Here is a 14,488-nt window from a genome sequence, read left to right on the forward strand (position 1 = left end):
CCGGCCGCGGCCGGCTCAGGGACAGACGCGGCCGTTGGCCTCGAAGGCGGCGTGGGTCAGCGGCATGAGCCCCGCCCACAGCTCCTCCATCTTCTCGGCGACCATCTCGATCTCGCGCTGCGGGAACGAGGGGAACGCGGAGTCTTCACGCTTCACCCGCAGCGACAGGAAGTTCATCAGCGCCCGCGCGTTGCAGGTGGCGTACATCGAGGAGTAGAGGCCGACCGGGAGCACGGTGCGGGCGACCTCCCGGGCCACGCCCGCCTCGAGCATCTCCAGGTAGGCCCGGTAGGACTGCCGGTAGCTCTCCTGGGTCGCCTCGGTCACCAGCTTGTGCTGCTCGGCGGTGCCGTCGGTGAACACGTATTTGCCGGGCCTGCCCTCCTGGACCAGCTGGCGGTCCGGCCCCGGCACGTAGAACACCGGCACGAGCTGCCGGTATCTTCCGGACTCCTCGTTGTAGGAGAACGTCCGGTGGCGCATGAACTCGCGGAACACGAAGATCGGCGCGCTGACGTAGAAGGTCATCGACGAGTGCTCGAACGGTGTGCCGTGCCGGTCCCGCATCAGGAAGTTGATCAAACCCTTGGAGCGCTGGGGATCGGCCTCGATCTCGGCCAAGGAGCTCTCGCCCTTGGTGGAGACGCGTGCCGCCCACAACACGTCGGCGTCCGAGGCGGCGGACTTGATCAGCTCCACGTCCATGTCGCTACGGAACTTGACCTCGACCTCCGGTTCGACCTTGCCCATGCACAACCCCACTCCGCTCGATGATGTGTCGGTTCCAGCAAACCAGGTCCAGAGGCCGTGCGCGAGTCGGCGCCCGCCGTCCCCCTCACAGTGGTACGGCGGGCGCCCCGGCAGGTCAGCGGGGGTGCCGACCTGGCTCGGTCCGGATCAGCAGCGGCTCGCGGGCCGGTCGCCGGTCACCAGGCCGGCGTGCCCGCCCCGTCGAGCCGGACGAGCGTGCTGCCCCCGCCCGCGGCCAAGAAGTCCCGCATCCCAGGCGGTCGGGGAGGGTGAGGGGACGCCAGGACATGACGCCTCCAGGTGTGTACGGTTTTATGGCGCCCCTGATCATCACAGCAGAATTGACAAGGAGACAAATCACAATTCGATTAATCGAATTCGGAAATATCCATTTCTGGTTTCGCGGCGATACTTGTTGCTTCAAGTTTTCAGGTCTACAGTCGTGGTTCCATCGATTACTTGAAGGGTCAAGCTATGGACATCGTCCTCTGGATCCTGCAGATCCTGCTCGCCGTCGCCTTCGTCGTCTCGGGCCTGGGCAAGTTCGCCGACCTCGGCGCGCGCTTCCGCGAGCAGCAGGCCTACCGGGAGGACTTCAGCCCCCCGCAGCTCAGAGCCATCGGCGCGCTGGAGGTGCTCGGCGGCGCGGGGGTCGTGCTGCCCTGGGCCACCGGCATCGCGCCGATCCTCACCCCGCTCGCCGCCGCCGGGCTCGGCCTCCTCATGATCGGTGCCGCCCTGGTGCACCGGCGGCGGAAGGAGGGCATCGCGGTTAATCTGGTGCTGCTGGCGATGGCGGCCATCGTCGTGGCGGGACGCATCTGACCCTGGGGGTTCCTTGGTCGACGGGCTCGGTGAGGACGAGCAGCGGGCGTGGCAGGGCCTGCTCGCGGTCATGCTGGTGGGCATCCCGCAGGTCGAGCGCACGTTCCGGGCGCACGGCCTGGTGCACATCGAATACGGCCTGCTCAACGCGCTCGTCTCGCGGCCGTTGCGGCTGAGCGACCTGGCGAGCGTGGGCAACGTGTCGATCAGCCGGCTCAGCCACCGGGTGAGCAAGCTCGTGGACCGCGGCTACGTACGCCTGCGGCCCGACGCCAGCGACGGGCGGGCCAGCGTGGCCGAGATCACCGACGCGGGGCGCGCGGTCATCGCCGCGATCGCCCCCCATCACGCCCAGGCGCTGCGCGAGGTGCTGTTCGACCACCTGACCCCGGAGCAGACGCTCGCGCTGGCCGACGCCATGCAGGTCGTCGGCACCAAGCTGGGCGCCTGCATGGACGGCCGCCCACCCGGTGCCGGGCGGTCGGGCGAGGGGACGGCGCATCCCGGTGCCGGGCGGTCGGGCGAGGGGACGGCGCGTCCCGGTGGCGGGCGGTCAGGTGATGTCGCGGCGCAGCGTGGTGACCGAGGCGATGGCTGAGAAGGCCAGCGCGTAGCCGAGCAGCACCAGCGCGCCCGCCCACGGCGGCAGCAGATACGACAGGTCCAGCCCGAACCCCACCCCCGTGCTGGTCAGCGCCGTGGTGGCGCCCGCGGGAGTCCACTTGCCCAGCGGCTGCAGCGCGGGGATCGCGTTGACCACCGTGTCGACGACGTACACCCAGACGATGACCGCGACCAGCGCCCCGACCTGGTTCTTCACCAGCGCCCCGAGCCCGAGCCCGAACAGCGTGTAGAGCCCGAGCACGGCCAGCACGCTCACGATCACCCGCAGGACCGTCCCCGAGAACACCAGGTCGCCCCCGGCGGCGAGCACGGTCACGACCAGCGCCGCCCCGGTCAGCACCAGCGCCGCCGCCCCGAGCAGCACCCCCACCACGAAGCTCGCGCCGAGCTTGGCGGCCACCACCCGCACCCGCTTCGGCGTGGCGAGGAGCGTGGTGGTGATCGTCTGGTAGCGGTATTCGCCGGTCATCATGACCACGCCGAGCACGGCCGCGAAGAGCGTGCCGCCGGTGCCCATCCCCCAGAGGATCTCCTGGAAGCCCGCCGTGTCGCGGCCGGGGATGATGACCTGGCCGTCGGGTGTCGTCTGGCCGGCGGCGAAGATGGTGAAGCCGACCGACAGGGCCACGTACGCCAGCATGACCAGCAGCATCACCCACCACAGCCGGGTGGTGGCGACCTTGAGCAGTTCCGCGCGGATGAGCGCCATCAGCCCCGCACCTCCCCCGCCGGCTCCCCGGTCAGCTGCAGGAAGACCTGTTGCAGGTCGCCGCGTTCCTCGGTCATCTCGGTCAGCACGACGCGCTGCTCCAGCGCGATGTTGCCGATGGCCTCGACGTCGAGGTCGCGGACCCTGAGCACCCCGTCCGTCAGCTCGACCCGGCCTCCCTGCCGCTCCAGGGCGGGCCGCAGCTCCTCGGGCTTGGCCGTGCGCACCCTGATGACGGGCGCGCCGCCGTTGGAGACGAGCTCGGCCAGGCTGCCCTGGCGCACCAGCCGCCCCCTGGCGATGATCACGACGTTGTCCACGGTCTGCTCGACCTCGGCCAGCACGTGGCTGGAGACCAGCACGGCGGCCCCCCGCTCGTGGGCGAGGTGGCGCATGAAGCCGCGCAGCCACTGGATGCCCGCCGGGTCGAGGCCGTTGGCGGGCTCGTCCAGGATGTACACCTTGGGGTCGCCGATGAGGGCGGTGGCCAGCGCGAGCCGCTGCCGCATGCCCATGGAGAAGCCGAGCACCCGCTTGCCGGCCACCTCGGCCAGCCCCACCCGCTCCAGCGCGTCCCCGGCGCGCGCGAGCGGCAGGCGGGCCGCCGTGCACAACACCTTCAGGTGGTTGTACGCGGTGCGCCCGGGATGGAAGTTCGTGGCTTCGAGCACGGCGCCCACCTCGGTGAGGGGACGTTCAAGCTCGACGTAGCGCCGGCCGTTGACCAGCGCGCTGCCGGAGTCGGCGGTGACCAGCCCGAGCAGGCTGCGCAGGGTCGTGGTCTTGCCGGCGCCGTTCGGGCCCAAGTAGCCCGTGATCGTGCCGGCCTCGACCGTGAAGGAAACCCCGTCCACCGCGCGTACCGGACCGAACGACTTGGAAAGGTCTCGTATCTCGATAGCACTCATGGTGCGCCGATTATCCGCAATGAGACCTGGATCACACCTCCTCCGCGAGGAGGAGTTCACAGGCGGTATATCCGGCGGGCGTTGCCGGAGCCGATCATGTGGGCGACGCGGGCCGCGTCCGGCGCGCTCCACTCCCCTGTCGCCAGCCTGGTGCGCAGCGCCGCCGCCAGGGCCTGCCGGTAGTGGAGGGCGCCCAGGTAGCCGCTCTCGGCCACGCCGCGGCAGCCGGAGCTGAACAGCTGCTTGTGGAACGGCGCCAGCTCCAGCAGCTCGTCCATGACCCGGGCGGAGGCGGCGAGGTGCGGCAGGGCGAGGCCGACGTCCACGTAGACGTGCGGGAAGAGCCCGGCCAGGTAGGCGGCCTGGCGGTGGAACGGGTAGCAGTGCAGCAGGATGACCGGCACGCCGAGCGGCTGCAGCGCCCTGACGAACACGCTCAGCCTGGCCGGGTCGGCGCGATGCGGCTCGGCCCCGAGCACGTCCCCGCCGAACTCCGCGGGACCGCCGAAACCGCTGTGGAACTGCACCGGCAGCCCCCGCTCCCTGGCCACGTCGACCGCGCTCCAGAGCAGGTAACGCAGCAGGACCGGGTCCGTCAGCGGCTCCTTGGGGTCGGCCAGCCGCCGGTTGGCCGCCGCGATCACCGCTCCCCGGGCCGGTCTGGCCGGGTCGAAGTCGAGGCCGCACAGGGAGCCGATGACCGTCTTGAGCCCGACCGCCCTGGCGGCCCTGGCGGCCAGCTCCTCGCCCAGGGTGTCGAGGTAGTCGACGGCGATCTGCGCGGTCTCGGCCACGTCCCGCTCGATCTGCTCGATCCGTACGAGCTCGTCGGCCGCCGCCCCGCCGTGCCGGCCCATCTCGGCGGCGCTCAGCATCTCGGCGTCCTCCGGCGAGGAGTCCACCAGGAACGCCACCACCCCGGCGCCCGCCAGCAGCCGCCGGTTAACCTCGCCCGCCCCGAGCTCGGCCCGGCGCGCCAGGTAGACGGCGGGGGGCGCGTGCGGCTCCAGGTCGAGCAGCGGCGCGCACCAGCGGCGCACGGCCGCGCCGAACGGCGTGTCGAAGTGGGTGGTGCCGGGCGGGGCCGGGCCGCCGCCCTCGCTGATGAGCAGCTCGAAGCGGGCTCTGCTCAGGTCGTCTCGCCGCACCCCGTGACAGTGGTGGTCGACGAGCGGGGCGAGCAGCGCGTCACGCACCGTGCCGGGCAGGTCTACGGGGAGCATGCGGAGACTCTAGGGGAGCTCCGCACGCTCCCGCGCGGGTTTTACCTACCTGCGGGCCAGACGCAGCACGTTCGCGATGATCTTCGCGCCCGCGCCGCCCTCCTGTGTCAGGATCGACTCCGGGTGGAACTGCACGGCGAAGCGCCGCCGCTCGGTGTCCTCGATGGCCATGACGTTGCCGTCGGGCGTGAGCGCGGTCGGGGTGAAGCCGACCACGCCGGGCCGCTTGGCGTGCAGCGAGTGGTAGCGGGCCGCGGTGAACTCCTCGGGCAGCCCGTCGAGCAGCGCGCTGTCGCCCAGCCGCGCGACCTGGCCGCGCTTGCCGTGCTCGGGGTAGTCGAGCAGCTCCAGCGTGCCGCCGGCCTGCTCCACCATGGCCTGCAGGCCCAGGCAGACGCCGAACACCGGCAGATCGCGCGCGTAGATCTGGTCGAGCAGGGCCGACATGCCGAAGTCGGTCGGCCAGCCGGGGCCGGGCGAGAGCACCACCAGGTCGGGCCCGATCTCGTCGATCAGGTGGGCCGGGAAGCCGTGGCGCAGCGTCACCACGTCCGCGCCCTCCTGGCGGAAGTAGTCGGCCAGCGTGTTGACGAAGGAGTCTTCGTGGTCGACGAGCAGCACCTTCATGCCCAGACCCGGCTGCGGCCTGGCCTCCGCGACCGGCACGGCGTCGGGCTGGTTGACCGCGGCCAGGGCGCCGAGCAGGGCGCTGGCCTTGAGCTCGGTCTCGCGTTCCTCCGCCTCGGGGTCGGAGTCGAACAGCAGCGTGGCCCCCGCCCTGACGGTCGCCACGCCGTTCTTGATCTGGGCGGTGCGCAGGGTCAGGCCGGTGTTCATGGAGCCGTCGAAGCCGATGAAGCCGATGGCGCCGCCGTACCACCTGCGGGTGGTGGCCTCGTGGTCCTCGATGAACTGCATGGCCCACGTCTTGGGCGCCCCGGTGACGGTGACGGCCCACATGTGGGTGAGGAAGGCGTCGAGGGCGTCGAACTCGGGGCGCAGGCGGCCCTCGATGTGGTCGACGGTGTGGATCAGGCGGGAGTAGAGCTCGATCTGGCGGCGGCCGATGACCTTGACGGTGCCCGGGACACAGATGCGTGACTTGTCGTTGCGGTCCACGTCGGTGCACATGGTCAGCTCCGACTCCTCCTTCACGCTCGACAGCAGCGTGCGGATGGCCTCGGCGTCCTCGACGGGGTTGCTGCCGCGGGCGATCGTGCCGGAGATGGGGCAGGTCTCGACGCGGTCGCCACTGACGCGTACGTACATCTCGGGCGAGGCTCCGACCAGGTGCTCGCCCTCGCCGAGGCTGATGATGAACTCGTACGGGGCCGGGTTGCTCTTGCGCAGGCCGCGGTAGAAGGCGGACGGGTCGGCGCAGGCGGCGTGGAAGACCTGGCCGGGCACGACCTCGAACAGGTCGCCGCGCTTGAACTTCTCCTTGGCGGCGGCCACGACCTTGGCGTATTCGCCCTTCGGCGGGTTCGCCGGCAGCTTGCCCGGGATGACGGGGGCGGCGGTGTCGCCGGCCCGGTCGAGGCCGCGGGTGGTGGCGCCGTCGACGGTGAACTCGTAGCGGTATTCGACGCAGCTCTCGCGCTGCCGGTCGATCACCACCAGCCGGTCGGGCAGGTGCAGCACGAGGTCGCGCTGGTCGTCGGGGCGGACGAGCTCCTGCCTGATGGGCTCGAACTGGAAGGCCAGGTCGTAGCCGAAGGCGCCGTAGAGCCCGAGATGCGGGTCGTCGCCCTGGAAGGCGGCGATGACCTCGCGGATCGCGGTGAAGACGGTGGGCCTGCGGCTGCGCATCTCCTCCGGCAGCAGGTCCTCCGAATCGGGCACGTGCACCTCGACGCGGTCGGCCGTGGGCTCGGTGACCGGCTTGCCCGCGGCCAGCAGGCAGGAGGCGACGGCGGGCAGCACGATCCGGCCGCGCTCGTTGAGCGCGACGGCCGCGATGTTGCGGCCCCTGGCGACGAGTTCGAGGCACGGGTCGACGTAGCCGAAGGCCCATCGGCTGTAGCGGCCCGGGTAGTCCATGCCGGAGGAGAAGGCGCCCCCGCGCCGGTCCCCGAGGGCCGTCACGATCTCTTCGAGGGCGGCCTCGTCCACCTCGCGTGTCTCGCGTTCGACACCGATGCCCCCGGCGGTGGTATATCCGCTCTTCTCCACTTCCTGCCCCTTCACCACGTCAAATGATCGAGCCCCGGGGGCGGACACGAGAAAGGCCGCCATCCGGGGCGGCCGTCCGATGAGGAATGCGAAACACGCGCCGCCTAGGAGCGGCGCCACCACAGGAGCTGAGCGTGATTTCGCATGACGCCAAGGGTAACCGCCCGACCATGATCGCGCAACGCGACCCACCGGCCCGATCGGCAGGGGGGCCAGGGACAGGATTTGAATACAGAGCTGTACTGTATTTGTGCTGGCATCGGTCGAAAGGAGATCCCCGAGATGGCGGAGACCGAGGCGATCACCCTGCCCACCGAGCGGCCCACACCGTTCGACCCGCCCACCGGCCTGGCCGAGCTGCGTGAGACGCGGCCCATCGCCCGGCTGGCCTACCCCGACGGGCATCGGGGCTGGCTGGTCACCAGCCACGCGCTCGTGCGCGAGGTGCTGGCCGATCGGCGGTTCAGCGCCCGGTCCGAGCTGCGGCACCTGCCCACCCGGTCCGGGGGGCCGTCCGGGCAGCCGGCGCCGCCCGGGATGTTCGTCGCCACCGATCCGCCGGTGCACACCCGCTACCGCCACCTGCTGACCGGCGAGTTCACCGTGCGCAGGATGCGGCGGCTCACCGAGCGGATCGGGGAGGTCACACACGCCTACCTGGACGCCATGGAGCGTCAGGGCCCGCCCGCCGACCTGGTCGAGGCGTTCGCGGCGCCGATCCCGGCGGTGGTGATCTGCGAGCTGCTCGGCGTGCCGGAGGAGGACCGCGAGCGGTTCATGGCCCAGGGCGCCACGCTCATGCGGGCGGACCTGCCGCAGGAGGAGAAGATCCCGGCCTTCCTCGCGATGCAGGGCCACATGAAGGAGCTGGTGCTCGCCAGGCGGGCCCGGCCGGGCGACGACCTGCTCAGCGGGCTGACCGCGAGCGACCTCACCGACGAGGAGCTGGCCGGCATCGGCTTCGTGCTGCTGGGCGCCGGGCTGGACACCACCGCCAACATGCTCGCTCTGGGGACCTTCGCGCTGCTGCTCCATCCCGATCAGCTCGCGGTGCTGCGCGGAGGGCCGGGAGGCGTGGAGCTGGTGGTGGAGGAGCTGCTGCGGTACCTCAGCATCGTCCCCTTCCTCGTACGGACCGCGCTGGAGGACGTCGAGCTGGGCGGCGAGCTGGTCAGGGCCGGGGAGACGGTCACCGTCTCGATCGCGGCGGCCAACCGCGACCCGGAGCGCTTCCCCGGCCCCGACCACCTCGACGCGCGCCGGGCCGGCGGCGGGCATGTGGCGTTCGGTCACGGCGTGCACCAGTGCCTGGGCCAGCAGCTGGCCCGCGTGGAGATGCTGGCGGCCTACCCGGCGCTGTTCGGCCGCCTCCCGTCGCTGCGCCTGGCCGTGGCGCCCGGCGAGGTGCCGCTGCGTACCGACATGCTCATCCACGGCGTACACCGCCTGCCCGTCACGTGGCCCATCATCGGGGAGGTGCCGTGACGGCCAACGGGACGGCCGGGGAGCCGACGATCGGCCCGCGCCCGGCGGGCCGCCCGCGCAGCCAGGAGGCGGACCTGGCGATCCTGGCCGCGGCGCTCGACCTGCTGATCGAGCAGGGCGCCCAGCAGACCAGCATCGAGCAGGTGGCCCGGCGGGCCGGCGTGACGCGGGCGACGGTCTACCGCAGGTTCGCCGACAAGACGGCGCTGCTGGTGCGCGCCCTGGAGTGGGCCAACCACGACAACGACCCGGGATTCACCGGCTGGCGCGACATCGAGCACATGCTCGGCGACTGGGCGGCGTATCTGGCGGTGCCGCGCAACCGGCGGCTGCTGCGCCGCCTCTACGGCAGCATCGACGACTACCCCGAGCTGACGGCCACCTACCGGCTGGTCAACAGGGGCCGGCGGGCGGCGATGGTGCGCGAGATGTTGTGCCGCACGCGCGATCTCGGGCACCTGCCCGGCGACGTGGACGTGGACGTGGTGCAGGAGATGCTGACGGGCGCGGTGCTCAACCAGGTCAGCGCCCATCCGGACGAGGACGACGCCGGGCGGATCGCGGCCTGGTTCATGGCGATCATGAAACAGGTCGGCTATCAACCCGTGACAAGGGAGCGTAAAGGGATCTAGCCTCAGCGTTCATGGAACGGCCCTTGGCCTGGCGGCCGGTCACCGTGATCGCGGTCGTGCTCTTCGGGGTGCTGCTGGCGTTGACCCCCGGTTACGGCTACCACCGTGACGAGCTGTACTTCCGCGTGCTGTCGGAGCATCCCGCCTGGGGATACGTCGACCAGCCACCGCTGACCCCCATGATCGGCAAGGTCGGCATCGCGCTGTTCGGCGACACGATCACCGGGCTCCGGGTGTTCCCCGCGCTGTCCATCGCGCTCCTGGTCGTGCTCATGGCCCTGATCGCCAGGGAGCTGGACGGGAGCCGGGCGGCGCAGGTGCTGACGGCGCTGGGCACGGCGACGGGGGCGTACTGCCTGGTCGCGGGCCACTCGCTGATGACGGTCACCTTCGACCTGCCGCTGTGGGCGGCGGCCATCCTGTTCCTGCTGAAAGCGCTGATGCGGGAGCAGCCGCGCTGGTGGGTGGCGGCGGGGGCGGTCATCGGGGTGGCCACCTACAACAAGCACCTGATCGCGCTGCTGGTGCTGGGGCTGGCGGTGGGGCTGCTGGTCGCGGGGCCGCGGCGGGTGCTGGCGAGCCCGTGGTTGTGGGCGGGGGCGCTGCTGGCCGGGGTGATCGCCGCCCCGAACCTGATCTACCAGGTCGCCAACGGCTGGCCGCAGCTGGAGATGGCGGCGGCGCTCAGCGAGGAGAACGGCGCCGAGTTCCGGATGTTGTACGTGCCGATGCAGCTGATCCTGTTCGGGCCGATCGTGTCGGTGATCGCCGTGTTCGGGTTCGTCCGGCTGTGGCGGGACCGGCGGGTGCGGGCGCTGGCGATCGCGTACCCGGTGGCGGGGGCGCTGACGATGATCAGCGGCGGCCGGTTCGACTACACGGGCGGGCTGCTCCTGATGTTGTTCGCGGCGGGTTGCGTGAGCGCGGCGGCGGCCGCGCGCGTGCGGCTGGCGGGCGTGGGCCTGGCGCTCAGCGCGATGGTGTCGGCGGTGATCGGGCTGCCGCTCATCCCGGTGTCCGCGCTGGCCGCGACGCCGGTGCCGGCGATCAGCGAGGTGGCGCGCGAGTCCGTGGGCTGGCCGCAGTTCACGGCGAAGATCCAGGAGGTACGCGACTCCATTCCGCCCGGCGAGCGCGAGCGGGCGGTGGTCGTGACCGGCAGCTACGGCGAGCACGGCGCGCTGGACCTGGCCGGCGTGCCGCGCGTCTACTCCGGGCACAACCAGCTCTGGCACTACGGCCCGCCGCCCGAGGACGGCACGACCGCGATCCTGGTGAACGTCGGCCCGCGCGGCCGCGGCCTGTTCGACTCCTGCGAGCAGCGGGGCCGGGTGGACAACGGCTACGGCATCGACAACGAGGAGCAGGACATGCCGGTCTTCCTGTGCCGGGGCCTGCGAGAGCCGTGGTCGGCCTTATGGCCCGCGTGGCGACATTTCAGCTGACCAGATTACATTTCAGCTCGCAAAGTAACGTTTCAGGTCGGCTCTTGCTTTCCCGACACGATCTCTTCACCCTTCTCGACAGAGGCGTAAAGATCACCTCTCCCTTTGTCCTGAAGGAGAGCCAGTGCCCCACACCCCCCGCTGGCGTGCGATCCTGACCGGGATCGTGACCGTCGCCGGACTGTTAGCACCGCAGGCCGCGGCGCAGGCCGCGCCCGACCCCGGCAAGATCGACACGGCCGTCCGGGCGCAGCTCGCGCAGGATGACAAGGCCACGTTCTGGGTCCGGATGAAGGGCAGCGCCGACCTGAGCGGCGCCCGCCGGGCCGCGACCAAGGAAGCCAAGGCCGAGCAGGTCTTCGAGGCCAAGAACGCGCGCGCCAGGACCTCCCAGGAGGGTCTGCGCAAGCTGCTCGACTCCCACCACGCCGACTACACCCCGTACTGGATCGTCAACGCGGTGAAGGTGACCGCGGGCGAGAAGCTCGCCGCCGAGATCGCGACGCTGCCCGAGGTCGAGCGCATCGACCCGATCCGCATCCTCGCGCTGCCGAAGCCTGTTCAGGGGACGGCCGAGGAGAAGGTCGACGCGGTCGAGTGGAACATCGACCGGGTCAACGCGCCGCGCGTGTGGAACGAGCTGGGCAACCGCGGCGAGGGCATCGTGATCGCCCACATCGACTCCGGCGCCCAGTTCGACCACCCCGAGCTGGCCGCCAGTTACCGGGGCCGGAACCCGGACGGCTCCTACACCCACGACTACAACTGGTTCGACCCGGCGCGCGTCTGCCCGACCGCGGCGCCGTGCGACAACAACGGCCACGGCACGCACACCATGGGCACGATGGTCGGCGCGAACGGCATCGGCGTGGCGCCGGGCGCCAGGTGGATCGCCGCCAAGGGCTGCGAGGTCAACACCTGCACCGACGCCTCCCTGCTGGCGGCCGGGCAGTGGATGGTGCGGCCCACCGACCTCAACGGCCAGAACCCGCGGCCCGACCTGGCGCCGGACATCGTCAACAACTCCTGGGGCGGCACCGGGTTCGACCCCTTCTACCAGGACGTCGTCGAGGCGTGGCTGGCGGCCGGGATCTTCCCGGCCTTCTCCAACGGCAACGAGGGCCCGGCCTGCCGCAGCAGCGGCTCGCCCGGCCAGTACGTGACCGCCTACAGCGCGGGCGGCTTCGACGTCAACAACGCCCTGTACACCCGCTCCAGCAAGGGCGAGGGCGAGAACGGCGAGATCAAGCCGAACATCGCCGCCCCCGGCGTCAACGTGCGCTCCTCGACCCCCGGCGACGACTACGACGTCTACACCGGCACGTCGATGGCCTCGCCGCACGTGGCGGCCACGGTGGCGCTGATCTGGTCGGCGGCCCCGGGTCTGGCCGGCGACGTGGCGGCCACCCGGCCGCTGCTGGACACCACCGCCACGGACGTCTCCGACACCGCGTGCGGCGGTACCGCGGCCGACAACAACATCTGGGGCGAGGGCAGGCTCGACACCTACGCCGCCGTGCGGGCCGCCCCCGACGAGGGCCTGGGCGACCTGTCCGGCACGGTGACCGCAGGCGGCGAGCCGGTCTCCGGCGCGACCGTCACCGTCACCGGCCCGCTGACCCGCACCGTGACGACGGGCGCGGACGGCACGTACGCCATCCCGCGCCTGCTGCCCGGCGCCTACGAGCTCAGCGCGCAGAAGTTCGGCCACGACCGGGCCACCGCGGCCGTCACGATCACCGCCGAGCAGGCCACGACCGCCGACGTGCCCATGACCGTCCAGCCGACGGGCATGGTGTCCGGCACGGTCACCACGGCCGGCACGCCGGAGCCGGGCGCGACGGTGGCCGCCGCCGGCACGCCGGTGAGCGCGGTGACCGACGCCTCGGGCCGCTACACCTTGACGCTGCCGCACGGCTCGTACGAGCTGCGGGTCACGCCGGCGTCCCGCTGCTCCAGCGCCGCGACCTCGGCCGTCACGGTGGCCGGTGACCTGGTCAAGGACATCGAGCTGCCGCTGCGCGGCGACAACTTCGGCTACACCTGCCGGAGCGGCGCGCAGGCGTACGTGGCGGGCACCGACAAGCTGGCGCTGACCGGCGACGACGAGGCCGTGCAGGTGACGCTGCCGTTCCCGGTCCCGTTCTACGGCACCGGCCAGGGCAGGGCGTGGATCGGCACGAACGGGTTCGTCACGTTCGCCGCCGACCGGATCACGACCGGCAGCAACGGCCGGCTGCCGACGTCGGGCACGCCGAACAACGCGGTGTACCCGTACTGGGACGACCTCATCGTGGACGCCCAGGCCGGGGTCTACACGGCGGTGACCGGCACGGCGCCGCACCGGACGTTCGTGGTCGAGTGGCGCAACGTCACCTTCTACAACGAGACGGCGCAGCGGGTGTCGTTCGCGGCGCTGCTGGGCGAGGACGGCACGATCGGGTTCCGGTACAAGGACATCGAGAGCACGCGCGACCAGGGCGTCAGCGCCACCATCGGGGTCGAGAACGCGGCCGGTGACGACGCGCTGCTCTACTCCTACGAGCAGGCGGCGCTGAGCACCGGGCAGGGCGTGACATTCACCGCCAGCCGGCACGGCCTGGTCACCGGTGCCGTCACCGACGCCAACGACGGCGAGCCCATCGCCGGGGCGACGGTGAAGGTGGGCGACGTGGCCACGTTCACGACCGGCGCGGACGGCGCCTTCTACGGGCAGGTGCCGGCCGGGGACTACGACGTCGTGGTGTCCAAGGAGCACTACGGCACGTTCACCCAGCCCGTCACGGTGGCGCCCACGACGGTGACCCGGATCGACACGGCGCTGGTCACCGGCCGGGTGAGCGCGTCGGTGGCGGAGGTGACCGTGGTGCTGCCGGCCGAGTCCAGCCGCAGGCGCACGGTGGAGCTGACGAACCTGGGCGCACCGACGCCGTACACGGCGGCCGGGGAGTCGTGGTTCACGGTGACGCCGGCCGCCGGCGAGCTGGCCAAGGGGCAGGCGGTGCGCCTGGAGCTGGTGGTGTCGAGCGCCGGGGTGGCGCCCGGCACGTTCCGCGAGGGCAAGCTGCTCGTCAAGTCCGCCAGCGGGCGGCAGCCCACCATCGAGATCAAGGTGACGGTCGTGGTGCCGAAGCACCAGGTGGCCGTGGACGCCGGCGCGACCAGGAACTTCGTGGACGCCGCCGGTGACACCTGGACGCCGGACCGGAAGTACGTCCAGGGCGGCCACGGCTACCTGACCACCCAGAACCGGACGCAGAGCACGTCCAGGACGATCGCGGGGACCGCCGACCAGGCCCTGTTCCGGACCGCCAGGGAGTCGATGCTGGAGTACCGGTTCGACAACGTCCCCGCCGGGACGTACACCGTGGAGCTGGACTTCGCCGAGATCAGGAACACCGCGATGGGCAAGCGGGTATTCGACGTGCTGGTCGAGGGGCAGCTCGCGATCCCGGCGCTCGACCTGGCCCTGGAGGCGGGCACGTACACCGCCGTGAGCAGGCAGTACACGGTGAAGGTGACCGACGGGCAGCTCAACGTGCGGTTCGCGACCCGGCAGGGCGCGACGATCGTCAACGCGCTGCGCGTCTCGGAGCGCCCGGACCGGGCCGCCCCGTGACCCCCGGGCCCGCCTCGCCGTCACGCGGGGCGGGCCCACCATCGGGCCCACCATCGGGCCATCATCTGGCCCTTCATCCAGAACCGGGCGGCGGGC

Annotated in this window: 11 protein-coding genes; 6 read left to right on the forward strand and 5 right to left on the reverse strand. The window is 71.6% G+C overall.

Features of this window, described 5'->3' with window-relative positions; genetic code table 11:
• Positions 1-15 precede the first annotated feature (15 nt).
• Positions 16-750: an FAD-dependent thymidylate synthase gene (gene thyX / locus AB0J69_RS41895; RefSeq protein ID WP_364129835.1), complete on the reverse strand. Its 735-nt coding sequence runs from the start codon at positions 748-750 to the stop codon at positions 16-18.
• 474 nt (positions 751-1,224) lie between these two features.
• On the opposite strand from thyX, the gene AB0J69_RS41900 reads away from it, so the two are divergent.
• Together AB0J69_RS41900 and AB0J69_RS41905 are read left to right on the forward strand one after the other, a co-directional pair.
• Entirely contained in the window at positions 1,225-1,575 is a 351-nt protein-coding gene (locus AB0J69_RS41900; RefSeq protein WP_364129838.1) for a DoxX family protein, read from the forward strand.
• Between the two features lie 13 nt (positions 1,576-1,588).
• Complete coding sequence (locus tag AB0J69_RS41905) at positions 1,589-2,173, forward strand: MarR family transcriptional regulator (RefSeq protein ID WP_364129841.1); 585 nt, start codon at positions 1,589-1,591, stop codon at positions 2,171-2,173.
• Here the strand turns inward: AB0J69_RS41905 and AB0J69_RS41910 are convergent.
• The 4 genes from AB0J69_RS41910 to AB0J69_RS41925 are packed head-to-tail and all read right to left on the reverse strand — an operon-like array spanning position 2,129 to position 7,211.
• Complete coding sequence (locus tag AB0J69_RS41910; RefSeq protein WP_364129843.1) at positions 2,129-2,908, reverse strand: ABC transporter permease; 780 nt, start codon at positions 2,906-2,908, stop codon at positions 2,129-2,131. The two genes, AB0J69_RS41905 and AB0J69_RS41910, sit on opposite strands and share 45 nt — an antisense overlap.
• Positions 2,908-3,816, reverse strand: coding sequence for an ABC transporter ATP-binding protein (locus AB0J69_RS41915; protein WP_364129846.1), 909 nt, complete (start codon positions 3,814-3,816; stop codon positions 2,908-2,910). Before AB0J69_RS41915 ends, AB0J69_RS41910 begins: the two co-directional genes overlap by 1 nt.
• 56 nt (positions 3,817-3,872) lie before the next feature.
• On the reverse strand, positions 3,873-5,039 hold the full coding sequence (locus tag AB0J69_RS41920; protein ID WP_364129849.1) for an amidohydrolase family protein: 1,167 nt from the start codon (positions 5,037-5,039) through the stop codon (positions 3,873-3,875).
• A gap of 45 nt (positions 5,040-5,084) precedes the next feature.
• Positions 5,085-7,211: an anthranilate synthase component I gene (locus AB0J69_RS41925; protein ID WP_364130030.1), complete on the reverse strand. Its 2,127-nt coding sequence runs from the start codon at positions 7,209-7,211 to the stop codon at positions 5,085-5,087.
• Positions 7,212-7,493: 282 nt separating this feature from the next.
• Between AB0J69_RS41925 and AB0J69_RS41930 the strand changes: the two genes are divergently transcribed.
• From AB0J69_RS41930 to AB0J69_RS41945, 4 genes are all read left to right on the forward strand, one after another.
• Positions 7,494-8,696 carry a cytochrome P450 gene (locus tag AB0J69_RS41930; RefSeq protein WP_364129852.1) on the forward strand — a complete coding sequence of 401 codons (1,203 nt, stop codon included), beginning with the start codon at positions 7,494-7,496 and terminating at the stop codon, positions 8,694-8,696.
• On the forward strand, positions 8,693-9,328 hold the full coding sequence (locus tag AB0J69_RS41935) for a TetR/AcrR family transcriptional regulator (RefSeq protein ID WP_364129855.1): 636 nt from the start codon (positions 8,693-8,695) through the stop codon (positions 9,326-9,328). Before AB0J69_RS41930 ends, AB0J69_RS41935 begins: the two co-directional genes overlap by 4 nt.
• Before the next feature lie 11 nt (positions 9,329-9,339).
• Positions 9,340-10,773, forward strand: a complete 1,434-nt coding sequence (locus tag AB0J69_RS41940; RefSeq protein ID WP_364129858.1) for a glycosyltransferase family 39 protein — start codon at positions 9,340-9,342, stop codon at positions 10,771-10,773.
• Between the two features lie 124 nt (positions 10,774-10,897).
• Entirely contained in the window at positions 10,898-14,392 is a 3,495-nt protein-coding gene (locus tag AB0J69_RS41945) for a carboxypeptidase regulatory-like domain-containing protein (protein WP_364129861.1), read from the forward strand.
• The last annotated feature ends 96 nt before the right edge of the window (positions 14,393-14,488 follow it).

This window comes from Nonomuraea sp. NPDC049709 (genome assembly GCF_040674815.1).
Taxonomy (GTDB): domain Bacteria; phylum Actinomycetota; class Actinomycetes; order Streptosporangiales; family Streptosporangiaceae; genus Nonomuraea.